The organism is Piscinibacter sp. PDB1-1 (genome assembly GCF_056675995.1).
The window spans coordinates 294,445-317,745 of record NZ_JBWVZJ010000002.1 but is presented as its reverse complement, the minus strand read 5'-3'; the positions used below and the strand labels follow the sequence as shown (position 1 = coordinate 317,745).

The following is a 23,301-nucleotide window of genomic DNA, read 5'->3' as shown; positions in this document are numbered from 1 at the left end:
CGAGCAAGAGCGAGCGTGGGGGCTTCATCTCAGTACTGCACCTTCTTCTCGACATAGCGGAACTGCACGACGGTGAGCGCGATGACGATCACCATCAGCACCACCGATTGCGCGGCCGAGCCGCCCAGGTCGGCATTCTTGAAGCCGTCGTTGTAGACCTTGTAGACGAGGATCATGGTGTCCTGGCCGGGGCCACCCTGTGTGGTGGCGTCGATGATCGAGAAGGTGTCGAAGAATGCGTACACCACGTTGATCACGAGCAGGAAGAACGTGGTGGGCGACAGCAGCGGGAACTGGATCGTCCAGAAGCGGCGCCACACGCTCGCGCCGTCGATCGCTGCGGCCTCGATCAGCGACTTCGGGATCGACTGCAACCCGGCCAGGAAGAACAGGAAGTTGTACGAGATCTGCTTCCACACCGCCGTCATCACGATCAGCGCAATGGCATGGTCGGAGTTCAGCATGTAGTTCCAGTCCACGCCGATCTTGCCGAGCCAATGGGCCACCACGCCCAGGGTGGGCGAGAACATGAAGAGGTAGAGCACCCCCGCCACCGCGGGCGCCACCGCGTAGGGAACGATCAGGAAAGTCTTGTAGAACATCGCCCCCTTGACGATGCGGTCGGCAAAAAACGCCAGCATCAGCGAGATGCCGATGCCGAGTCCGGCCACCAGCACCGAGAACAGGGCAGTGATCTTGAACGACGCGAGGTAGGCCGAGTCCGAAAACAGCGTTTCGAAATTGTCGAACCCGACCCACTCGGTGGAGGTACCGAAGGCGTCCTGCAGTTGAAACGACTGCAGCAGCGCCTGGCCCGCTGGCCAGAAGAAGAACACCGCGATCACCACCACCTGCGGCGCGAGCAGCACCCAGGGCAGCCAGCCAGACCTGAAGAGGACGCGCTTGTCAGTGGCCATGAAGGGTGCCCCGGGGTGGCCGCCGCGTCAGGATTTGTTGGCCTTCTGGAACCGCTCGAGTTGATCGTTGCCGCGCTTGATGGCTTCGTCGAGCGCTTCCTTCGCACCCTTCTTGCCCGTCCAGATCTGCTCGGTCTCTTCGTCGATGATGGTGCGGATCTGGTTGAAGTTGCCAAGCCGGATGCCGCGTGACTTGTCGGTGGTCTTGCGGATCATCTGCGTCACGGCCACGTCGGTGCCGGGCTTGTCCTTGTAGAAGCCCGATTTGTCGGTGAGTTCATAGGCTGCGGTGGTGATCGGCAGGTATCCGGTGCGCGTATGGCTGGCCGATTGAACCTCGGGCCTGGAGAGGTAGTTGAAGAACGCGGCCACGCCCTTGTACGACTCAGGCTTCTTGCCGCCCATCACCCACAGGCTCGCGCCACCGATGACGGTGTTCTGGGGGGCGCCCGCGACGTCGGGGTAGTAGGGCAGGGTAGAGATGCCGTAGGCGAACTTCGCCTCTTTCGACACACGCGAATACAGGCCCGATGAGCCGGTCATCATGGCGCACTCGCCGGAAGGGAAGGCGACATCGGCCTTGTTGTCGCGGCCCTTGTAGACGAACAGGCCCTGCTTGGACATGTTGGCCAGGTTCTCGAAGTGGCGGACATGCAGCGGCGAGTTGAAGGACAGGCGCGTGGCCGTTCCCCCGAAGCCGTTGTTCAGCGTCGCGAACAGCACGTTGTGCCAGGTCGAGAAGCTCTCGAGCTGGGTCCAGCTGATCCAGCTCGTGGTGAAGGGGCACTTGTGGCCGGCGGCCTTCAGTTTCGCCGCAGCGCTGACCACTTCGGGCCAGGTGGTGGGGGACTTGTTCGGGTCGAGGCCGGCGGTCTTGAAGGCGTCCTTGTTGTAGTAGAAGACCGTCGTCGAGCTGTTGAACGGGAAGCTCAGCATCTGCCCGTTCGGCGCTGTGTAGTAGCCCGCCACGGCCGGGATGTAGGCCTTGGCGTCGAACTTCGCGCCGCCGGTGGTCATCACTTCACCCACGGGTTTCACGGCGCCCTTGGCCGACATCATTGTGGCGGTACCCACTTCGTACACCTGGATGATCTCGGGTGCGTTGCCCGCGCGGTAGGCGGCCATGCCGGCGGTCAGCGTCTCGCCGTAGCTGCCCTTGTAGGTGGGAACGACCACGTAGTCCTTCTGGCTCGCGTTGAAGTCCTTGGCCAGGTCATTGACCCACTCGCCGAGCGGCCCGCTCATGGCATGCCACCACTGGATCTGCGTCTGCGCCTGGGCCGGTGTAGCCAGCGACAAGGCGAGCAAGGGGGCAGCGAGCGCGAAAGTACCTTTGTTCATGGAGTCTCCGGGTTGAGTGACCTGCAGCTTTTGGCCAACAGGACAGCATGGGCGCGGCTTGTGACAGGCGTGTTTATGTCCCCGAAGACGCACTGCAACATCGGTGTTAACCCCGTTGGGTTTGCACGTGCTTTGCGGCAAGGCCGTACGAGGGGCTCGCCCAGGGTGCTGCGGTAACATTCGAGACCAAGTGCTAAGCAGGCGCGCGTGCCGCCTGGACCCCATGAACGCACCCGTTTCGCTCAATCACGTGACTGCCGCGGTCGAGACCGCCCACACCGCGCCCCGCCTGCGCGAGATTCCGTACAACTACACCTCGTTCTCCGACCGCGAGATCGTGATCCGCTTGCTGGGTTCCCGTGCGTGGGAGCTCCTCGATCGCCTGCGCGAAGAACGCCAGACCGGTCGTTCGGCCCGCATGCTCTACGAGGTGCTGGGCGATATCTGGGTGGTGCAGCGAAACCCGTACCTGCAAGACGATCTGCTCGACAACCCGCGCCGCCGCAAGCTGCTGATCGAGGCCCTGAACCACCGCCTGACCGAAGTGCAGGCCCGCCGCACGCCCGACGGCGATGCCAGCCGCGATGCTTCGGTAGGTGAACTGCTCAAGCTCGCGCACGCTGCGGTCAAGTCGTTCGCTGACATGTTCGAGCAGGTGGCGAGCTTGCGCCGCCGCGCCACCAAGGTGCTGGGCCGCCACACGGCCAAGGACAACATCAAGTTCGACGGCCTCTCGCGTGTTTCGCATGTGACCGATGCGACCGACTGGCGCGTCGAGTACCCCTTCGTCGTGCTCACGCCTGATACCGAGGTCGAAATGGCCGCGCTGGTGAAGGACTGCATCGAACTCGGACTGACCATCATCCCGCGTGGGGGCGGTACCGGCTACACCGGCGGCGCCGTGCCGCTGACCTGGAACAGCGCCGTCATCAACACCGAGAAGCTCGAGGCGATGACCGAGGTCGAGATGCTCACGCTGCCCGGCCTCGATCGCGAAGTGGGCACCATCTGGACCGGCGCTGGCGTTGTCACCCAGCGCGTCGCCGATGCCGCCGAGCGGGCGGGCTTCGTCTTCGCGGTCGACCCCACCTCGGCCGAGGCCTCGTGCATCGGCGGCAACATCGCGATGAACGCCGGCGGCAAGAAGGCCGTGTTGTGGGGCACGGCGCTCGACAACCTGGCCTCGTGGCGCATGGTCACGCCCGAAGCCAAGTGGCTCGAGGTGACCCGACTCGACCACAACATGGGCAAGATCCATGACGTCGAAGTCGCCACCTTCGAGCTGAAGTACTTCGATGCCTCGGGCAAGACGCTGGAGCGCACCGAAAAGCTCGAAATCCCAGGCCGCGTGTTCCGCAAAGAGGGCCTCGGCAAGGACGTCACCGACAAGTTCCTCGCCGGCCTGCCGGGCATCCAGAAGGAAGGCTGCGACGGCCTCATCACCAGCGCGCGCTGGGTGGTGCACAAGATGCCGGCGCACACCCGCACCGTGTGCCTGGAGTTCTTTGGCAACGCGCACGATGCGGTGCCCTCGATCGTCGAGATCAAGGACTTCATGTTTGCCGAGGCCAAGAACCCCGGGGGCGCGATTCTCGCCGGGCTGGAGCATCTGGATGACCGCTATCTGAAGGCCGTTGGCTACGCCACCAAGAGCAAGCGCGGCGGCCTGCCCAAGATGGTGCTGATCGGCGACATCGCGGGCGACGACCCCGATGCCGTCGCGCGCGCCACGAGTGAGGTGGTGCGCCTGGCCAACGGCCGCGCCGGTGAAGGCTTTGTCGCGGTCAGCGCCGACGCGCGCAAGAAGTTCTGGCTCGACCGCAAGCGCACCGCGGCCATCAGCAAGCACACCAACGCCTTCAAGGTGAACGAAGACGTGGTGATCCCGCTGCCGCGCATGGGCGAGTACACCAACGGCATCGAGCGCATCAACATCGAACTGAGCCTGCGCAACAAGCTGGCCTTGGTCGAGGCACTGGAAGCCTTCTTCGAGCGCGGCAACCTGCCGCTCGGCAAGACCGACGATGCCGGCGACGTGCCCAGTGCCGAGCTGCTCGAAGACCGCGTCCAGCAGGCACTCACGCTGCTGCGAGAAGTGCGCGCGCTGTGGCAGGGCTGGCTCAACTCGCTCGACGCCATCAACCCGCAGACCGGCCGCAGCTACTTTGCCGATCTGCAAGACCACAGCCTGCGCGCTTCGTGGAAGACGCAGATCCGCGCGCGGCTGCAAGACATCTTCAACGGTTCGGCGCTGTCTCCCATCGTCGACGAGTGCCAGCGCATCCACAAGGAGGTGTTGCGCGGCCGCGTGTGGGTGGCGCTGCACATGCATGCCGGCGACGGCAACGTGCACACCAACATCCCCGTCAACAGCGACAACTACGAGATGCTGCAGACGGCGCACGAGGCCGTGGCCCGCATCATGAAGCTGGCGCGCAGCCTCGATGGCGTGATCTCGGGCGAGCACGGCATCGGTATCACCAAGCTCGAGTTCCTCACCGACGATGAGATCTCGGCCTTTACCGAGTACAAGAAGCGTGTCGACCCCGAAGGCCGCTTCAACAAGGGCAAGCTGCTTCGCGATTCGGCCCTGAAGGCCGACCTGACCAACGCCTACACACCGAGCTTCGGCCTGATGGGGCACGAGTCGCTGATCATGCAGCAGAGCGACATCGGCGACATTGCCGCGTCCATGAAAGACTGCCTGCGCTGCGGCAAGTGCAAGCCGGTGTGCGCGACGCACGTGCCGCGTGCCAACCTGCTCTACAGCCCGCGCAACAAGATCCTCGCCACCTCGCTGCTGGTCGAGGCTTTCCTGTACGAAGAGCAGACGCGCCGCGGTGTGAGCATCAAGCACTGGGCCGAGTTCGAAGACGTGGCCGATCACTGCACCGTGTGCCACAAGTGCCTCACGCCTTGCCCGGTCGACATCGACTTCGGCGACGTGTCGATGAACATGCGCAACCTGTTGCGCAAGATGGGCAAGAAGAGCTTCCGCCCCGGCAACAAGATGGCGATGCTGATGCTCAACGCCACCAACCCCGAAACGATCAAGATGCTGCGTGTGGGCATGGTCGACGTGGGCTTCAGGGCGCAGCGCGCGGCGAACAACCTGCTGCGCGGCCTGGCGAAGAAGCAGACCGCCGCGCCGAAGTCGAGCGTGGGCACGGCGCCGATCAAGGAGCAGGTGATCCACTTCATCAACAAGAAGCTCCCAGGTGGCCTGCCCAAGAAGACGGCGCGTGCGCTGCTCGACATCGAGGACAAGAACTACGTCCCGATCATTCGCGACCCGAAGCAGACCACCGCCGAGACCGAGGCCGTCTTCTACTTCCCGGGTTGCGGCTCGGAGCGTCTCTTCTCGCAGGTGGGTCTCGCCACGCAGGCAATGCTCTGGCACGCCGGTGTGCAGACGGTACTCCCGCCGGGATATCTGTGCTGCGGCTACCCGCAAAAGGGCAGCGGCCAGTTCGACAAGGCCGAGAAGATCATCACCGACAACCGGGTGCTCTTCCACCGCGTGGCCAACACGCTGAACTACCTCGACATCAAGACGGTGGTGGTGAGCTGCGGCACGTGCTACGACCAGCTGCAGAGCTACCAGTTCGACAAGATCTTCCCGGGCTGCCGCATCATCGACATTCACGAGTACCTGCTCGAGAAGGGCATCACGCTCGGCAATGGGGGCGGGTACCTGTACCACGACCCGTGCCACACGCCGATGAAGCTGCAGGAGCCGATGAAGACGGTGAAAGCCCTTCTGGGCGACAACGTGCTCAAGAGCGAGCGCTGCTGCGGCGAGAGCGGCACGCTGGGCGTGACCCGACCCGACATCGCCACCCAGGTGCGCTTCCGCAAGGAAGAAGAACTGCGCCGCGACGAGGCCAAGTTGCGAGCCACTGGCGCCGTGGATGCCCGGGCCGACGTGAAGATCCTCACCTCGTGCCCGAGCTGCCTGCAGGGCCTGAGCCGCTACGGCAATGACTTGCAGAACGGCCTGCTCGAAGCCGACTACATCGTCGTCGAGATGGCCAACAAGATCCTCGGGCCCGATTGGATGCCCGAGTATGTGGAGCGCGCCAACGCCGGGGGCATCGAGCGGGTGCTGGTTTAGCCCCCCAGTCGCCGCGCTTGCTGTTCTCTCTGCTATTCGGCGGAGAGATTTCTCTCTTTGATCAGCGCGTGCCAGAAGGCCGTCTCCTTCTGCAGGAAGCTTGCGAGTGCGGGGCCGTCCGAAGGCGTGACGTCGAGCCCGAAGTCTTCCAGCTTCGTCTTGACCTCAGGCGTGGTGATCGCCTTGTTCATCTCGGCCGTCAGACGCGCGGTGATATCGGCCGGCGTGCCCCTGGGTACGAAGAGGCCCTGCCAGGCTGTGACTTCGAAGTCCTTGATGCCCAGCTCATCGAGCGTGGGCACATCGGGCAGCGAAGGAATACGCTTCTTCGACATCACCGCCAGCGCCTTGATCCGCCCCCCGCGGATCTGCGGAAGGCCGGCAGCGGTATCCAGCACCATCATCGGCACCTGGCCGGCAATCACATCTTGTACCGCGAAGGCCGTGCCACGGTAGGGCACATGCACGATGAAGCTCTTGGTGCGGTCCTTCAGCAGTTCCATCGCCAGGTGATGCGGGCTGCCGATGCCGGGAGACGCATAGCTGTACTTGCCGGGGTTCTTCTTCACCTCGTCCAGCAGCTGCTTGGCGCTGCTGAAGCCGGAATTCGGGTTGACGGCCAGGATCAGCGGGAAGCGCGCCATGAAGCCCACGGGCACGAAGTCCTTCGGGTCGTAGGGCAGCTTCTTGTACATCGCGCCATGAAAGACCATCGCGCCGTTGTCGCCGGTCATGATGGTGTAGCCGTCGGGCGGCGACTTGGCTGCGTTGTCCGTGCCAATGATGCCGGCCGCACCCGGCCGGTTGTCGATCACGAGGGTCTGGCCCAGTTGCTTGCCCAGTTGTGGTGCGAGCTGCCGGGCGAGGAAGTCGGAGCCTCCGCCGGCCGGATATGCGACAACCCATCTCACTGGTTTGCTGGGCCAGGCTTGCGCGTGGGCTGACGTGGATAGGAGTGCAGGTGCAGCGAGGGCGGCTCCAATGGCGACGAGGCCGAGCAGTCGGCGCGAGCGGGTGAGCGTGGTCATGGCAGTGAGTGAGATGTGTGCCGGGAAGAGGCCATCTTATCGAGCCACCCCGATAATCCGCAGCATGACAACCCCTGCCTTGTTCGCCACCCAGCCCTCGTCGGGCTGCGAACTTTGCCGGCAAGTGGGGGGTGAGCTCGTGTGGGCGCGAGACGAGTGGCGCGTGATCCGCGCGATCGACGCTGACTTCCCTGCGTTCTACCGCATCGTGCACCGCGAGCACGTGGCCGAGTTCTCCGATCTTTCGGCGCCGCAGAGAGAGCGTTGCATGCAGGTCGTGGTGGCCGTGGAGCGCGTGCTCATAGAACGTCTGCGCCCGACCAAGATGAACCTGGCTGCCTTCGGCAACATGGTGCCGCACCTGCATTGGCACGTGATCGCGCGCTTCGACTGGGACAGCCACTTTCCGCAGCCGGTGTGGGGAGTGCGTCAGCGCGACGTGCATCCTGTGGCCGACACCCGGCTCACCATCAGCCTTTCAGAGCTTGATGCAGCCGTGGCCGCGTCATTGGACGCTGTCTAGGCGCTCAGTGCCCGAGCGCCGCATAGGCCAGTCGCTTGAACTCGAACGAGAAGGGATGCCAGAAGCCGAGCCGGCGCTGGGTCATCGCCAAACCGGCAATGTTCAGCCGCGGGTTGATCCACCAATGCGTGCCGCCGATGCCGCCCCATTCGAACTCGTCGCGCGAATTGGGCGGGTCGTAAGTGCTGGGCGACAGCGTGACAGCGCCGCCCAGCCCGAAGCCCTTGCCCGGCACCGGCCCCACGGAGGCGAAGCGGATCGACATGCCCGGGGCCAGGTGGTTGCGCATCATCAGCGCCACGGTGTCGGGCTTGAGTACCGGCGTGCCACCGGGCAAGAAGCTGCGCATGAGCGCCACCATGTCGCGCAGGCTGGTGACCAGCCCGGCGCCGCCCGAGAGGGCAGGCACTGGCACGGTGAAGGCGCCCGGATAGGGCCACTCGTTGTCACGTATCAGGCCTTGCGCCATCGGCTGGGCGGGCGAGACGCCGGCGTACATCGCGGCCAGCCGAGGCAGGTCTTGCTGCGGCACGACGAAGCGGGTGTCGACCATGCCGAGCGGGTCGAGGAGGTGGGTGCGCAGGTAGTGGTCGAAACGCAGGCCGCTCACCACTTCGACCAGACGGGCCAACACGTCGCTGGCCACCGAGTACTCCCAGCCTGTGCCTGGGTGGTGGGCGAGGGGCAGTCTGTTCAGCCTGCTCATCATCTCGGCCAGGCTGTGCTCGGGTGACAGGATCTGGCGTTCGGTGTAGGCCTCGAACATCAGGGTGCCGGGGTCGAGCAAGCCATAGCTCAGCCCGGAGCTGTGCGTCATCAACTGGCGAATCGTGATGGGGCTTGCCGCCGGCTCGGTGTCATTCAGCGAGGTGGAGTCAACACGCAAAACCTGGCGCTTGCTCAATTCTGGAATGAAGTGCTCGATCGCGTCGTCGAGCTGGAAATGGCGCTGCTCGTAAAGCTGCAGCGTGGCCATGGTGGTCAGCAGCTTGGTGTTTGAAAAGGCGCGAAAGAGCGTGTCGTGCGACATCGGCACGCCGGCTTCCTTGTCGGCGTGGCCTGCGTGGTGCACATCGAGCAACTCACCTCCCCTTATTACCGCGCAGGACACGCCGGCCAGCACGTTGTTGTCCACATAACGCTGCATGGCGGCATGAATGGTGCTGAATGGATGGGCGCGGTCATGACCCGGCGTCGGGTTCGACATAAAACTTTCCTCCCTGAGGGGTGATGATTGCGCATAGGCGGGCGTTCGAGCGGCGATGCAGTAATCGATTCCCTCAAGTGAGTGCTGTCTGCGTCACCGCCTTCGATATAAATTCATTGCTCCGTTCAGCGAGAGGATTGCCTGTGGCTCCCGTTTTGCCCATTGATGTGTCGAATGGCTTCAAGCTCGATCCCAAGCGTGCGCGCGAGATCGGTGCGGCCTTGTCGGGTGACTACTGTTTTGCTGAGCCCTTCCCGCATATCGTGCTCGACAACTTTCTGCCCGACGACCTCGTCAGCGGCCTGTCCACGCATTTCCCCGCAGAGCGAATGGACTCCGACGTGGTGTTCGAGTCCGGGTATGCGGGTCACCACAAGCGCCAGATCCTGCCAGCTGACTGCGATGACTTCTGCCGGCGCGCGTTTGACTTCTTCAACTCGCAGCCGTTCCTCGAGTTCCTCGAAGGCCTTTCCGCGATCGAGGGCCTGCTGCCGGACCCGTACTTTGTTGGCGGCGGCTTCCACGAGATCGGAACCGGTGGCAAGCTCGGCATTCATGCCGACTTCCGCATCAACAACAAGCTGCACGTCAATCGGCGGATGAACGTCATCATCTACCTCAACGAGAACTGGCAGCCCGAATACAACGGGTCGTTGGAACTCTGGAGCCGTGACATGAAGGAGCGGGTCAAGCAGGTAAGCCCGGTGTGGAACCGTTGCGTGATCTTCAACACCGATGCCGACTCCTACCATGGGCACCCGGATCCATTGACCACGCCAGAAGGGGTGCTGCGTCGCTCGGCGGCGCTCTACTACTACACCGCCTCCAAGGCGGTGTACGAAGAGGTGCCTAACGTGTCCACGATGTACGCCGCTCGGCCGCAAGACGGCGCCGCGATTCAGCGCGAGGCTGCGCTTCTGCGGCGCGAGCAGCATCTGGAGCAATGGGTGCCGCCTGCGGTACTGCGGTATTCGAGAGCGGTGCTGAGGCGGGTCAAGCGACTCGGCGGATCGAGCGCGTGAGCGCTCGCCTTGGGGCATCAGCGGCGAAGGGAGAGTCGCACCAGGGCGTGCGGGTGCGTCTGGCAGTTCCCGAACTCGACGTGCTGCGGGGTATGGCGGCACTGCTGATGATCCTCAACCATGCGGGCTTCCGCTTGCTCACGCCGGCCGACACGTCGCATTCATGGAGTGGGGCAGCGGTTTTCCTCGGTGGCTTTGCACCAGTGGTGTTCTTTTTCGCCACAGGTTTCGGTGTGGCACTCGCCAGTCGCGCAGAAGCGCCTGATTTGCGCGCCGTGGCCTGGAAGGCGGCGTTGCTGGTGTTGGCCGACCAATGGTTCTTCTGGCGCCATGGGCAGGCGTGGGGTCTCGACTTCTTTGGATTCATCGCCCTCTCATCGCTGTTTGTGTCGATGCTCGCGCACGCGCGGCGTCCACTGCCCCTTGGTGCCGGGCTTATCGTGCTGTTGCTGGCCCTGCGCTACGTTGTCGGCCCCCTGTTGCGCAACCGGCTGCCAGAACTTGGAATGTGGCACTGGGTAACCGGCGTTCAGGCCATTGACGGCGTCTCCTACCCGTTGTCGCCATGGATGATCTATCCGCTACTGGGATTTATCGCTGGTCGGGTCTACACGCCTCGGTCTGAGCAATCGGCGGCTGCGCTCCGGCGCCTGCAATGGGCCGGCATCGGCGTGGCCCTGGGGGCGGTGGGCGTGGCGTGCGTGCTTGCGGTCGTCTTCCAGAGTTCGTTTTTCCGCTGGGGCATGGTGAGCGCGGGGTTTCTGGTGTTGTCTCTGGGTGTGCTGATGGCTGTGGTCCTGCTCTCTGGGTGGCTCTTGTACGCGCTGCCGGTAGTCGCAAGCTGGGTTGCTCTCCGTGGGGTGGCGTCGTTTGCCGTCATCCCCATTCACTACGGCTTGCTCGACCTGTGCGATCGATTGCTGCCTTTGCCCTTGTCGCCGGCAACATTCATGGCCGTGGCGGCCGGAGTCTTTGTCTTGGCAGTGTTGCTCTCGAGCGCGTTTGCGCGCGGGCTTGCATTGATCTCGGCGCAAGCCTCAAACCGCGTCGCCTGGGCCTCGGGTTCTCTGTATCTGGTCGTGACCGCGTTGGCACTGGGCGGAATGGTGGCAAGCCCAACCTCTCTTGCGGTGATGACCCTGTTGGCCCAACTCGCGATTGCGGCCCTCCTGGGGCTGCGACAGCGAAGGGTGCCTCTTGGCAACTTGATGCGGGCGTGATGGCTACACTCGGATGGATGCCCATCCATCGGCCTTCGCCCATGTCCGACACGAACTCTTCTAGCCCCAATCCGACGGCGCTGACGCTGCATCAGGCTTCGCGGTTGCTGGAGGTCCGCTTTTCCGACGGCGCCTGCTTTCGTATCCCCTTCGAGTTGATGCGGGTCTGTTCCCCTTCGGCCGAGGTGCGCGGCCACGGGCAGGGCCAAGAGGTGCTGCAGGTCGGCAAGCGTGATGTCGGGATCGTGTCGATCGAACCGGTCGGACACTATGCGGTGCAGCCACGGTTCTCGGATGGACACGACAGCGGTATCTTCACCTGGGAGTACCTTTACCACCTGGGATCGAAGCAGGACGAGCTCTTCCGAAGCTATGAACAACGCCTGCGTGAAGCAGGTGCCAGCCGCGATGTCACGCCCGAGCCGCTCTCGGCGTCTGGCTGCGGGCATGCGCACTGACTGGAGATCGACAGATGAGCAATACCCATTTCGGCTTTGAGTCTGTGGCCGAGGCCGACAAGGCACGCAAGGTGCGTGGCGTGTTCGATTCCGTGGCGTCGCGTTACGACGTCATGAATGACCTGATGTCCGCCGGCATGCATCGGGCCTGGAAGGCCTACACGGTGGCCGCGGCGGCGGCAAAGGAAGGCGACAAGGTGCTCGACATCGCCGGAGGCACGGGCGATCTCGCGCGGGCCTTTGCCCGCAAGGTAGGCCCGCGTGGTTTGGTGATGCACACCGATATCAACGAAGCCATGCTTCACAAGGGGCGCGATCGCCTGCTCAACGAAGGTGCCTGTCTGCCGACCGTGATCTGCGATGCCGAGGTCTTGCCGTTCGCCTCGAACACGTATGACTTGGTGAGTGTGGCCTTCGGCTTGCGCAACATGACGCACAAGGAAGCCGCCTTGGCCGAGATGTGCCGCGTGCTGCGGCCTGGTGGGCGGCTCCTGGTGCTCGAGTTTTCGAAAGTCGCGCCGGCTTTGCAGAAGGCCTATGACTGGTATTCGTTCCAGGTATTGCCCCGCGTAGGCAAGCTCGTGGCCGGCGACGCGGACAGTTATCGCTACCTTGCCGAATCGATCCGCATGCATCCGGATCAGCGAACCCTCAAGGCGATGATGAAGACCGCGGGTTTCGGTCATGTGGATGTACACAATCTCAGCGCGGGCATCGTGGCGCTGCACATCGGCATCAAGTGCTAGGCGGGATGCGCTGACGAGGGAATTTCGTCACGTTTTCGCAGGGGCGGGCGCACAGGCATCCCCCCAGACAGGGCGTGGAGCGCAGAGGGTGGATCGCTACACTTGATTGATCAAGTAGGCGACTCTCGCCGCGGTGCCGTATCTGCAATGACCTGTCGAGTGGCAGGTAGCGCGTGACGGCACTTGACCTCCATGTACGGCCGACCCGAGCGGCTGCAAGGCGATGATCAAGACGAATCCATTTGCGCGTGCCCTCTTCGGTACCTTGCCCCAGGGGGGGCTCTCCCGGTCTGTGGCGGCTGTTCTCGCGCTGACCTGCGTGACGCTATTGGTGGCCGGATGTGGCGGCGAGAACCGTTCGACCCAGGCGGCGGCAAAGGTGAACAAGGAAGAGATCACCGTTCACCAGATCAACCATGTGCTCCAGGGGCGGCCTGCCATGCCGCCCGATCAGGCCGCTTCAGCAGCGCGCGTGGCGCTCGAGCGATTGATCGACCAGGAATTGGCCATTCAGATGGCCAAAACCAAGGAGATCGACCGAGAGGCCCAAGTCATGCAGCAGATCGAAGCCGCGCGGCGCGAGATCATCGCGCGCGCCTATGCCGACCGCGTCGGCTTGGCCGCCATCCGCCCGACTGCCGACGAGATCCAGAAGTACTACAACGACAACCCGCTGCTCTTCAAAGACCGTCGCGTCTACACGATGCAGGAAATTCGCATCGAGGCCACTCCCGAGCGGGCTGCGGAGCTGAAGGCCAGTTTGGCGGCAGAGCCGACGATCGACGGCTTCGTGGCTGTTCTCAAGGAGAAGGGCTACCGCCACCATGTGACCCAGGCAATGGTTTCGCCCGAGCAGTTGCCGTTTGCCAGCCTGCAACGAATGGCCACGGCGAAAGAAGGTCAGTCGGTGCTGACCGAGGCGCAGGGGTATGTCCAGGTGATGACGCTTATCGGCTCACGCAGTCAGCCGGTGGACGAGGTGACCGCTCGCCCTCAGATTGAACAGTTCTTGCTTAACGATCGCAAGCGCAAACTGATCGAGGACGATTTGAAGAGCCTCCGCGTTGCCGCCAAAATCCAGTACGCGGGCGAATATGCCCAGCCTGCTGCACGTGTGGACGCGAAGTCCGCGGCAGCCGCTGCGTCATCGCCCTGACCGAAACTTCGTATCGATGCTTACCAAGACAATGCCCATGCTGAACTTTTCTCGATTTCTGCTGGTTGCGTTGCTGCTGATTGCAGGCATGGGCGCGCGTGCCCAGACAGCTGAACATGTGCTTGGCGCCGGCGACGTGGTTCGCATCACCGTTTACCAGAACCCCGATCTCACGCTCGAAACCCAGATTTCCGAGACGGGGCAGATCACCTATCCGCTGCTTGGCAATGTGGCGCTGGGCGGCTTGTCGGCCAGCGCCGCGCAGGACCGTATCGCGAAGGCCCTTCGCGACGGCAATTTCGTGCTCAAGCCGCAGGTCAATGTCATGCTGGTGCAGGTGCGCAGCAGTCAGGTGTCCATACTGGGGCAGATCAACAAACCGGGGCGATACCCCATTACTTCGCCCAACGTCCGCGTGTCTGAGATCATTGCTGGGGCAGGCGGTGTTGTGCCAGGGGGGGCTGATGTGATCACCCTGGTGGGTGTGCGTGGCGGGCAGTCCGTGAAGTACTCGATTGATCTCCCGGCTATCTTGCAGGCGGGCAAGCGCGAACTCGATGTTCCTGTGGCCAACGGCGACATCATCTATGTGGACCGCGCTCCCAACCTCTACATCTATGGCGAGGTGCAGAAGCCCGGTGTCTATCGACTTGAGCGTGGCATGACCTTGATGCAGGCGCTGGCCCAGGGCGGTGGCCTGACCGCCCGCGGCACTGAACGAGGTATCCGTGTCCACCGTCGCGCTGCGAGCGGTGAAGTGGCTGTCATCGAGATGAAGATGTCGGAGGTGGTCCAACCGGACGACGTCATCTACGTCCGAGAGTCCGTGTTCTGATTTCGCGAGCGCAACCATGTCTCCTGTGCAGTTGTTGAGAGTGTTGTGGGTGCGCAAGTGGCTCGTGCTGGCTTGCACCGTCCTGGTGGCTTGCGTTGGGCTGACCATCTTCCTGCGCCAGCCCAAGCAGTACGTGGCCAATGCATCGCTCGTTATCGATGCGCGACCCGACCCGATCCTGGGATCGCTCGCCTCACCGGCCAGCATGGCGACCGAGATCGAGATCCTCAAGAGCGACAAGGTGGCGACCCGGGTCGTGCGAATACTCAATCTCGAGTCCAACCCGACGTTCGTGCGTCAATGGCATGAGGCGACCTCCGGTCGGATACCTCTCGAGCAGTTCTATGCCGACGGGCTGCAGCGCGGCTTGACCGCCGAGCCGGTGCGCCTGAGCAACGTGATCAACATCGCTTACGTGTCGCGCGAACCGGCATTTGCTGCGGCGGCGGCCAACGCCTTTGCCCAGGCCGCGATCGAAACCTCGGTCGAGATGCGTGTGGAGCCGGCACGCCAGTCGGCTGTTTGGTTCCAGGATCAGACCAAAACCCTGCGCGCCAACCTTGAGCAGGCACAGGCTCGACTGTCGAAATTCCAACAGGAGAAGGGCATCGTCGTCTCTGATGAACGCCTGGACGTCGAGAACGCGCGTTTGCTGGCGTTGACTTCTCAGTTGGCGACCGCCCAGGCTGAGAGCGTCGACGCCGCAGGCCGCCAGCGCAATACCGGTACGGAAAGCTCGCCCGATGTGCAACAAAGCGGTGCAGTGCAGAGCTTGAAGACGCAACTCAATGCAGCCGAGACCAAGTTGAGCGAGATCAGCAGCATCGTCGGCGCGAACCACCCGCAGCGGGTTCAACTCGATGCTCAGATCGCGGAGCTCAAGCAGCAGCTTGCTGCCGAGGTGCGTCGTGTCTCCGGCGCCACCAGCACGGTGAGTCGCACCAGTTCGCAGAAAGTCGGCGAGGTGCGCTCGATGATCGAGAACCAGAAGAAACTTCTTCTGTCCATGCGGGAGGAACGTGACCAGATCTCGGTGTACGTGCGCGACGTGGAGACCGCGCAAAAGGCATACGACGCCGTGAGCCAGCGCATGGGGCAACTCAGCATGGAAAGCCAGACCAACCAGTCCATGCTTCGCATGCTCAGTAAAGCGGTGGAGCCCACCGAGCCTTCGCAGAAGAAGGTATTGATGGGCGTGCTCGGCTCGATTTTCGGGGGTTTTCTCTTGGGTGCTGGGATCGCGCTGCTCTGGGAATTGCTGGATCGACGGGTACGAGGCCCAGAAGACTTGATGGTGCTGGACGGCATGCCCGTGATCGGCGTTCTGCGGCCGGGCGGGTCGAGGCAACCGGTATTCCGCCGCCTTGCCGGCCCCGATCTGACACTGAACCGATCGCCGGCCGCGCTGCCGCCGGGCGGTGGCGTTGAAGGTGTCGCGTCGTGAAGATGACTGCGCCTTCCGCGATCTCCTTGCCACCGGCCGTCCGGTCGCTCGGTGCGATATTGATGGATGCAGGCCTCCTGAGGCCCGAAGATGCCGAACGCATCCTTCTGCTACAGCGGCAAGAGAATCTTCGCTTTGGGGAAGCGGCATTGCGTCTGGGATTGTTGACGGAGGCCGATATCCAGTACGCGCTTTCACGGCAGTTCTCCTTCCCCTACCTGCGCCAGAACGCAGAAGCGCCCCCTTCGATCAGCGACTCGGTGGTGGCGGCTTACCAGCCGTTCAGCCCGGCTGTGGAACAGATGCGAGCCATCCGCAGCCAGATCATGCTGCGTTGGATCGACAAGACGGAGCGTCGGCACGTTCTCACCGTCGTTGGAGCGAAACGCGGTGATGGTCGCAGCTACCTCGCTGCCAATTTGGCCGTGGTGTTCACCCAACTGGGTGAGCGAACCTTGCTGATCGATGCCGACCTTCGCCACCCGTGCCAGCACGACTTGTTCAAGCTGCGCAACCAGGTGGGTCTGTCGACTTATCTGGCGGGTCGCTCACGGGACGAAAGCATCATTCGCATTACCGAGATGCCTGGCCTGTTCGTGCTGCCTGCCGGGCCCATCCCACCGAATCCCCTTGAACTGCTCAGCCGCCGCGCGTTCGACGACTTGCTGGATCACGCCCGCGCCAGCTATGACATCGTCATCATCGACACGCCGAGCTTTGACCAGGGTGAAGATGCTGCGCTGGTCGCGTTGCGGGCTGGCGCGGCCGTGGCCGTGGCGCGCAGCCATGAGACACCGGTGACCGGGTTCTCCGACCTGGTGCGTGGGCTCTCGAACGCCGGTGTGGCGATGATCGGAACGGTGCTGAACGACACGCCTCGGGCCAAGCCGCCCAAAGCGACGCCCGAAAAGTAGGCGCTGTCTGCGCAAGCCCTGTCGCCCTGGCAGGGGATCGCGTAGGGGAATGGGGTGCTCGCCCGCAGGCGCCGGCCCCGCCCCGTGGTCCACGTGTATCCAATTGCTAAAGAGTGAAAGACCTTCGGGTAAGCACTCACCTCATCCCCCTTGAATGGGGGGTGGCGGAACGCGATTATTCATTCGTGCGACGCCGCTTCCACAGGGTCTTATCACTCCCCTCCGCCCCGGGCGCCCCTGTTACATCCTTGCCCCTCCAGTTACAGCGACCGAGTGGGTCCCAGGCAAGCTGCGCGGCATCAGTAAATGTCGCGGTGACCTAACGCCCAGATCCTGTCTGGCAACGCCGTATGGCAGCGATGACGGTTCATGTGCTTTGGCGCGGGCCGACACGCCGTCCACAAGGCGCAGCGGCACTCGGCCGCTGCAGTGAAGTCGGACCGAATTGGGAGTTTGAGACGTGAGATCGGAAAAGTTGTTTGCGCTGAACGCGCTATTTGCCGCTGTATGCGTCGCTATGACGGGTTGCGGAAGTGGGTCGGACGGCGAAGAAGCCGCGGCCACGACCGAAGTGGAAGCGGCCGCTCAAGAAGCGACCGAAGTCGTGGCATCGACCGGCGTTCTTGAGGGTATGGAAGCCGCGCTGGCCGCGAAGAGTTCCTCGTGGGTACGTATCTCGGCGGAAGGCGAAGCGTTTACCGTGACGGGTACCCAGGCGGTGCGCTACGGCTGGGGCGACAAGTGGGTTCAGAAAATTGTCAGCGGCAAGGGTGTTTGCTCCAACACATTCTTCGGTGCCGACCCCGCACCAGGTAATCGCAAGTACTGCGAGCGAAGCAGCACTGTCACGTCTGCACCTACAACGCAGACCTGGACTCTGATCGCCAACGAGAACCAGAGCTTCACGCTGAGCAGCGCTCGCACCGTCCGCTACGGCTGGGACACCTCTTGGGTGACCAAGAATGTGACCGGTAAGGGCACGTGCACCAATGCATTCTTTGGTTCGGATCCCCGACCTGGCAATGCCAAGCAGTGCTGGGCGGGCTCGACCCTTGACTCGAGCGCTGCACCTGCACCGGCACCTGCACCGGCACCGGCACCGGCACCAGCACCAGCACCAGCACCAGCACCAGCACCCGCACCCGCACCCGCACCCGCACCCGCACCCGCACCCGCACCCGCACCCGCACCCGCACCCGCACCCGCACCTGCGCCTGCGCCTGCGCCTGCGCCTGCGCCTGCGCCTGCGCCTGCGCCCACACCGGCACCTCCCATGCCCGTGTACGTGAACACGAGCCTGATCCCCAAGCTGAGCCAGAACCCCGTGGGTGGTTGGTCGAAAGACATGCTCGTGGCCACGAGCGAAGTGCCAGCGTCTTCTGACATCGGCGCCTTCCGCACCGGCTGCCAGGCGGTGAAGTTCGCCTTCGATGACCCGATCGTGTACCCGGGCCAACCGGGCAAGAGCCACCTGCACATCTTCTTCGGCAATACCGGCATCAACGCGAGCACGACCGCCGAGACGCTCTTCAACAGCGGTAACAGCACGTGCCGCGGCGGCACGATCAATCGCAGCTCCTACTGGGTGCCGGCGATGATCGACACGCGCAACGGGGCGCCGCTTGCGCCGCTGCTCGAGAGCAACTTCTACTACAAGACGGGCTACGCGCTGCCGCCGAAGTCGATCACCGAAGTACCTGTGGGCCTTCGCATGATCGCGGGTGATGCCAAGGGCAGCCCGGGCGCTCCCAGCAGTGCAGCCATGTACTCCTGCGCTTGGGAAGGCGGCAACAGCAACTGGTACGCGGGCATTCCTCCGGCTTCAGCGTGTAAGGTGAGTGGATTCTCCTGGTTGATCATGGCGATCGACTTCCCGCAGTGCTGGGATGGCGTGAACCTGGACAGCCCGGATCACAAGAGCCACATGACCAACCCGGTCAACGTGAAGGCCAACAACACCGGCAACTGCCCCGCGAGCCACCCGGTGGCGCTGCCGCAGATCGCTTACCAGGTTCTGTATCAGATCAAGAACGTCAACGACCTTCAATACTGGCGCTTGTCGTCGGACAACTACGACACCAGCAAGCCGGGTGGCTACTCGGGCCATGGCGACTACATGATGGCGTGGAAGCCCGAGATCGTGAAGGTGTGGACGCAGAAGTGCGACCGTGAGCAGAAGGACTGCCACAGCCACCTGCTGGGCGATGGCCGCATGATGGTCGTCCCCTGACGAAGTGGGCGCCTGATCCGAACAGGCATTGCGATAGCGAGATGACGGCCGCCGGGGCTACCCGGCGGCCGTTTTTCTCGTTTTGGACGCGGTTTCCGGCGGCGGAGCCACTCATCCAAGTGGCTGTGTTCAGAGGCCAGACGGCTACACTGACAGTGACCCTGTCGGCAGGTGCGCGCTGCGCGCGGCGTGCCCTGGCATATCTCCTGCTGCCCTCCGTGGCACCGAACCGCATCTGCCTTCCACATGCAAGCCGATTCCGTGAGTTTCGACTCCGCACGCCCTGGGCCCGCGTCCCCAGCTGCTTGGTGGATTCTGTTTGGCGCGCTGCTGATGTTGTTCGTCCCTACCTATTGGGATGCCGCGCAATCGACCTGGCAGAGTGATGACAACGCGCACGGCGCGCTGGTGTTGATGGTGGTCGTCTGGCTCTTGTGGCGTCAACGCGATGCGGTGATGCAGTTGCCGGCACCGCTCACCAACTCGTGGCTTGGAGGGGCAGTCCTAGCGCTGGGGTTGCTCTTCTACGTGTACGGGCGGGGTATGGAGAGCCGCAGCTTCGAGTTCATGTCGCCGGTACTGGTGCTGACCGGCCTGGCGCTGCTTGTGAAAGGCCCCGACGCCCTTCGGCTGTTGTGGTTCCCGCTGTTTTACCTCGTCTTCAGCGTCCCCATCCCTGCCGTCGTGCTGGACACCCTGACCGGCCCGCTCAAGCAGTGGATCTCCACCCTGGTGGCTAACGCGCTTCATGGCCTCGGCTACCCGATCTCGCGCACGGGTGTGCTGTTGACGATTGGCAACTACCAACTCCTCGTGGCGGATGCCTGCTCGGGCATGAATTCAATGGTCAGCATGGCGGCCGTCGGCACGCTCTATGTGTACCTGCGACGAGGGGGTTCCATGTTGCGCAACCTTCTCTTGCTGGCAGCCATCCTGCCGATAGCGTTCTTCGCGAATCTGGTGCGCGTACTCATGCTGGTGCTCATCACCTACTACATGGGCGACGATGTCGGCCAAGGCGTGGTGCACGGTGCGTCCGGCATGGTGCTGATGCTGTTCTCGCTGCTGTGCCTCTACGCATTCGATCTGCTTATGGCTCGGCGATTCGAGCGCAACCGATCGGCCTGAGCGGCCGATCGCATCGATCGAGGTAATGCAGCGTGCCCGAACAGGTCAAGGCGCTCATCTTCATTCTCGCGATGATGCTGCCGTGCCTGGCGATTGCGCGCCGGGTGCTGGGCGGGCGGGTGATCGCTCAGGCCGATCTGGATCGACGCCTCACAGTGTGGGTGGGCATCCTGCTGGCCTGTTTTCTGGCGCGCAACTTCTGGCTGTACATCATCATCTCGGGCAGTCTGATGATCTGGGGCCTGCGCAAAGAGCGCAACCCGGTTGCGCTGTACCTGGGCATTTTCTTTGTGGCGCCTCCAGTGGCCAGCTACATCCCCGGGATCGGTCCGATCAGCTACATCATCGAGATCAATCACCTTCGGCTGGCCGCCATCATCATCCTGGGGCATGCCTACGGCAAGCTGCGGCAGGACAAGAAGGTTGAACCCTTCGGCGCCCATGTACTCGACTGGGCCGCGGTGGGCTACCTGTTACTGCAGATCGTTCTTTTCTTGCGGGTCGATCCGACTGTGACGACCATTTTGCGTACCGCGGTCGAGTTCTTCATCGACGGATTCCTGCCGTACTTCGTGCTCAGTCGGGCAGCGCGAAACCTGCCGGACCTGCGCGAGATGCTGGTGTCATTCCTGCTCTCGATCGTGTTGCTGGCGCCAATCACGGTGTTCGAGTTGGCCAAGAGTTGGCTGCTCTACACAAGCGTGAACGATGGGTTGGGCCTGGGCTGGGACATCATGCCTTACATCATTCGCAACGGGAACGTGCGTCCGTATGCCAGCGCAGGCAACAGCCTGGTGCTCGGCTTCGTGCTCGCAGTAGGTGTGGGGCTGTTCCCTGCGGTCCGGGCCGCGTTCACCTCGCGCGCATGGACGTTGGCCTACGCCGTGCTGATCGCAGGACTGTGCGCATCGATGGCGCGGGGTTCGTACGTCGGGGCGGCGGCGGCAGTATTGGTCGGCTCCGTGTTGGGCAAGGGTGGCGGTACACGCTTGTCCAAAGTTCTGTTGCTGGCGCTGGTCGCGGTGGTTGTGGTTGCGCTTTCGCCCTTTGCAGATCAGGTTATCGCCTACCTGCCCTTCGTCGGGAACGTCGACAGCGACAACGTCACGTATCGGACCCGACTGTTCGAGGTGTCGATGCAGGTCATTGCGATGCATCCGCTGTTCGGTTCGCCCAACTTCATGAGCGACCCCCTGATGGAGCAGATGCGGCAAGGCCAGGGGATCATCGATATCGTGAATTCCTACCTGGGGGTGACCTTGGGTACGGGATACATCGGCCTCGGAGTCTATGTTTTGATCTATGTGCTTGCGATGCTTAACGCCTGGAGCGGCATCCGGCGCTCAAGGGATGTTTCGCCTGAACTCGAGGCCATCGGGAGAGCGCTGCTCGGAACCACGGTTGGGATCATGATCATTCTTGCGACGGCGAGCTGCTTCCTCTCCATGCCCGTCATCATCTGGATGATGATGGGGCTGTCACTGCGCTATGGCCAGTTGACGAAGGAATTGGCCAAGAGGCCCTTGGCAAGGCCCGTCTCCGTGCGTCCGCTCGGTACCCCTAACCCTCGAACCGCTGGGCACGCCAGAGCGCAATGAGCGAAAGCAGCACCGTCACCGTCGCCAGCCCCAAACCGCCCTCTCTGAGCCGCAAACTGTCCGGAGCAGCCGCATGGGTCGTGGCCGGTGCGGGCGCGGCCCACCTCATCCGGCTCGGTGGCAATCTCATCGTCACGCGACTGCTCGCGCCCGAGATGTTCGGCCTCGTCGCAGTGGCGGGCCTTGTCCCGATGATCCTGTCGATGATCTCGGACGTCGGTTTCCGGGAGAACGTCTGCCGCAACCCGAAGGGCGACGATCAGGATTTCCTCGACACCGTGTGGTCGGTGCAGATCATCCGCGGCTTGGTGCTGTGGGCAGGCTGCCTCGTGATCTCGGGGGCGTTGTATGCGGCGGGCTGGGCGGGTTGGTTCCCCGCGGGTTCGACCTATGGCGATCCGCGCCTGCCGTGGGTGGTGGCGATCAGCTCGATGAGCATCGCGATCTCGGCCTTGCACTCGACCAAGGTGTTCACCGAAAACCGCCACTTCCAGATGAAGCGGCTGCTGAAGATCGAGCTGCTGACCCAGGTGGTCGGGTTGGTGGTGATGATCCTGCTGGCCTGGGCCTTCCGTTCCATCTGGGCGATTCTGATCAGCGGGCTGATTTCGTCGGCTGTGTACTCGCTCATGAGCCACTACTGGTTGCCGGGCAAGAACAATCGCCTGGCCTGGGAGAAGGAGCACGTCGCCGACATCATGGGCTTCGGCAAGTGGCTTGTCTGGTCGTCGGCGTTCACGGTGCTCGCCAGCAACGGAGACCGCATTCTGCTGGGGGGATACGTCTCGGCGCAGACGCTGGGTTTCTACAGCATCGCCGCCAACCTGGCGAGCGCGGTGGACCTGCTTGTCGGCCAGGTCTTCAGCCGCGTGGTGATGCCTGGGTTCAGCGAAGTTGCACGAAACAAGCCCGAGCGGCTCGCGGCCGCCTACGCCAAGATCCGCGCTCGCTTCGATCCGCTGATGCTCGGTCTGTCGGGCGTGCTGTTCTGCGCCGGCCACCTGGTGATCGACGTGCTGTACGACTCGCGATACCGCGACGCCGGCTACATGCTCGAAGTGCTGGCACTGGGCCTGGTGATATCGCGCTATACGCTGGCGCAGTCGCTCTACCTAGCGGTGAACCGGCCGCAGTTCCAGGTCTGGCTCAACATCGTGAGATTCGTGAGCATCTATGTGCTGGTTCCGATCGGCTTCCATGCCTTCGGCCTGACCGGAGCGCTGTACGCGATTGCGTTGCGCGAAGTGCTGACGGTGCCGATGTTCCTTTACTTCAACGCCAAGCTCGGCATCAACCACTGGTGGCTGGAGCTGAAGTCCCTGGTCGCCTGGCCGGCTGGGTATGCCGTGGGTTGGGCAGTGCTGCAGGTGGTCTCATGGATGCACCGCTGACCGACCGACGTTCGCCTTGAAATCGCCTC

Annotated in this window: 19 protein-coding genes; 15 read left to right on the top strand and 4 right to left on the bottom strand. The window is 63.2% G+C overall.

Annotated elements, in window-relative coordinates:
* Positions 1-29 precede the first annotated feature (29 nt).
* Both ugpA and ugpB read right to left on the bottom strand, forming a co-directional pair.
* Entirely contained in the window at positions 30-917 is an 888-nt protein-coding gene (gene ugpA / locus AC1KAR_RS13140) for a sn-glycerol-3-phosphate ABC transporter permease UgpA (protein ID WP_480318343.1), read from the bottom strand.
* Between the two features lie 27 nt (positions 918-944).
* Positions 945-2,258, bottom strand: a complete 1,314-nt coding sequence (gene ugpB / locus AC1KAR_RS13135; protein ID WP_480318341.1) for a sn-glycerol-3-phosphate ABC transporter substrate-binding protein UgpB — start codon at positions 2,256-2,258, stop codon at positions 945-947.
* Positions 2,259-2,481: 223 nt separating this feature from the next.
* On the opposite strand from ugpB, the gene AC1KAR_RS13130 reads away from it, so the two are divergent.
* Positions 2,482-6,372, top strand: a complete 3,891-nt coding sequence (locus AC1KAR_RS13130) for a DUF3683 domain-containing protein (RefSeq protein WP_480318339.1) — start codon at positions 2,482-2,484, stop codon at positions 6,370-6,372.
* Between the two features lie 32 nt (positions 6,373-6,404).
* On the opposite strand, the gene AC1KAR_RS13125 is transcribed toward AC1KAR_RS13130, so the two are convergent.
* Positions 6,405-7,400 (bottom strand): Bug family tripartite tricarboxylate transporter substrate binding protein, encoded by a 996-nt coding sequence (locus AC1KAR_RS13125; RefSeq protein ID WP_480318337.1) that lies wholly within the window; start codon positions 7,398-7,400, stop codon positions 6,405-6,407.
* A 64-nt stretch (positions 7,401-7,464) separates the two neighbouring features.
* On the opposite strand from AC1KAR_RS13125, the gene AC1KAR_RS13120 reads away from it, so the two are divergent.
* Positions 7,465-7,923: an HIT family protein gene (locus AC1KAR_RS13120; RefSeq protein WP_480318335.1), complete on the top strand. Its 459-nt coding sequence runs from the start codon at positions 7,465-7,467 to the stop codon at positions 7,921-7,923.
* 4 nt (positions 7,924-7,927) lie between these two features.
* Here AC1KAR_RS13120 and AC1KAR_RS13115 read toward each other — a convergent pair whose 3' ends face one another.
* Complete coding sequence (locus AC1KAR_RS13115) at positions 7,928-9,130, bottom strand: serine hydrolase domain-containing protein (protein WP_480318333.1); 1,203 nt, start codon at positions 9,128-9,130, stop codon at positions 7,928-7,930.
* Positions 9,131-9,273: 143 nt separating this feature from the next.
* Between AC1KAR_RS13115 and AC1KAR_RS13110 the strand changes: the two genes are divergently transcribed.
* From AC1KAR_RS13110 to AC1KAR_RS13050, 13 genes are all read left to right on the top strand, one after another.
* Positions 9,274-10,152, top strand: a complete 879-nt coding sequence (locus AC1KAR_RS13110) for a 2OG-Fe(II) oxygenase (RefSeq protein ID WP_480318331.1) — start codon at positions 9,274-9,276, stop codon at positions 10,150-10,152.
* A complete protein-coding gene (locus AC1KAR_RS13105) occupies positions 10,149-11,372 on the top strand; it encodes a heparan-alpha-glucosaminide N-acetyltransferase domain-containing protein (RefSeq protein WP_480318329.1) in 1,224 nt (407 codons plus the stop codon). The genes AC1KAR_RS13110 and AC1KAR_RS13105 overlap by 4 nt, the downstream gene beginning before the upstream one ends.
* Positions 11,373-11,413: 41 nt before the next feature.
* Positions 11,414-11,830, top strand: a complete 417-nt coding sequence (locus AC1KAR_RS13100; protein ID WP_480318327.1) for a gamma-butyrobetaine hydroxylase family protein — start codon at positions 11,414-11,416, stop codon at positions 11,828-11,830.
* A gap of 14 nt (positions 11,831-11,844) precedes the next feature.
* A complete protein-coding gene (gene ubiE, locus AC1KAR_RS13095) occupies positions 11,845-12,576 on the top strand; it encodes a bifunctional demethylmenaquinone methyltransferase/2-methoxy-6-polyprenyl-1,4-benzoquinol methylase UbiE (protein WP_480318325.1) in 732 nt (243 codons plus the stop codon).
* A gap of 223 nt (positions 12,577-12,799) precedes the next feature.
* Positions 12,800-13,732: an EpsD family peptidyl-prolyl cis-trans isomerase gene (locus AC1KAR_RS13090; protein WP_480318323.1), complete on the top strand. Its 933-nt coding sequence runs from the start codon at positions 12,800-12,802 to the stop codon at positions 13,730-13,732.
* Positions 13,733-13,769: 37 nt separating this feature from the next.
* Complete coding sequence (epsE, locus tag AC1KAR_RS13085) at positions 13,770-14,567, top strand: polysaccharide export protein EpsE (protein WP_480318321.1); 798 nt, start codon at positions 13,770-13,772, stop codon at positions 14,565-14,567.
* A gap of 16 nt (positions 14,568-14,583) precedes the next feature.
* A complete protein-coding gene (gene epsF / locus AC1KAR_RS13080) occupies positions 14,584-16,011 on the top strand; it encodes a chain length determinant protein EpsF (RefSeq protein ID WP_480318319.1) in 1,428 nt (475 codons plus the stop codon).
* Between the two features lie 2 nt (positions 16,012-16,013).
* Positions 16,014-16,925, top strand: coding sequence for a chain length determinant protein tyrosine kinase EpsG (gene epsG / locus AC1KAR_RS13075; RefSeq protein WP_480319425.1), 912 nt, complete (start codon positions 16,014-16,016; stop codon positions 16,923-16,925).
* Positions 16,926-17,977: 1,052 nt separating this feature from the next.
* The gene (locus AC1KAR_RS13070) at positions 17,978-18,214 is read left to right on the top strand and encodes a hypothetical protein (protein ID WP_480318317.1); all 237 of its coding nucleotides are present in this window, start codon (positions 17,978-17,980) and stop codon (positions 18,212-18,214) included.
* Positions 18,199-19,155, top strand: a complete 957-nt coding sequence (locus tag AC1KAR_RS13065; RefSeq protein WP_480318315.1) for a DUF1996 domain-containing protein — start codon at positions 18,199-18,201, stop codon at positions 19,153-19,155. Before AC1KAR_RS13070 ends, AC1KAR_RS13065 begins: the two co-directional genes overlap by 16 nt.
* Before the next feature lie 246 nt (positions 19,156-19,401).
* A complete protein-coding gene (xrtB, locus tag AC1KAR_RS13060; protein ID WP_480318313.1) occupies positions 19,402-20,283 on the top strand; it encodes an exosortase B in 882 nt (293 codons plus the stop codon).
* A gap of 32 nt (positions 20,284-20,315) precedes the next feature.
* Positions 20,316-21,881: an O-antigen ligase family protein gene (locus AC1KAR_RS13055; protein WP_480318311.1), complete on the top strand. Its 1,566-nt coding sequence runs from the start codon at positions 20,316-20,318 to the stop codon at positions 21,879-21,881.
* Positions 21,878-23,272: an oligosaccharide flippase family protein gene (locus tag AC1KAR_RS13050; protein ID WP_480318309.1), complete on the top strand. Its 1,395-nt coding sequence runs from the start codon at positions 21,878-21,880 to the stop codon at positions 23,270-23,272. The genes AC1KAR_RS13055 and AC1KAR_RS13050 overlap by 4 nt, the downstream gene beginning before the upstream one ends.
* Positions 23,273-23,301 lie beyond the last annotated feature (29 nt).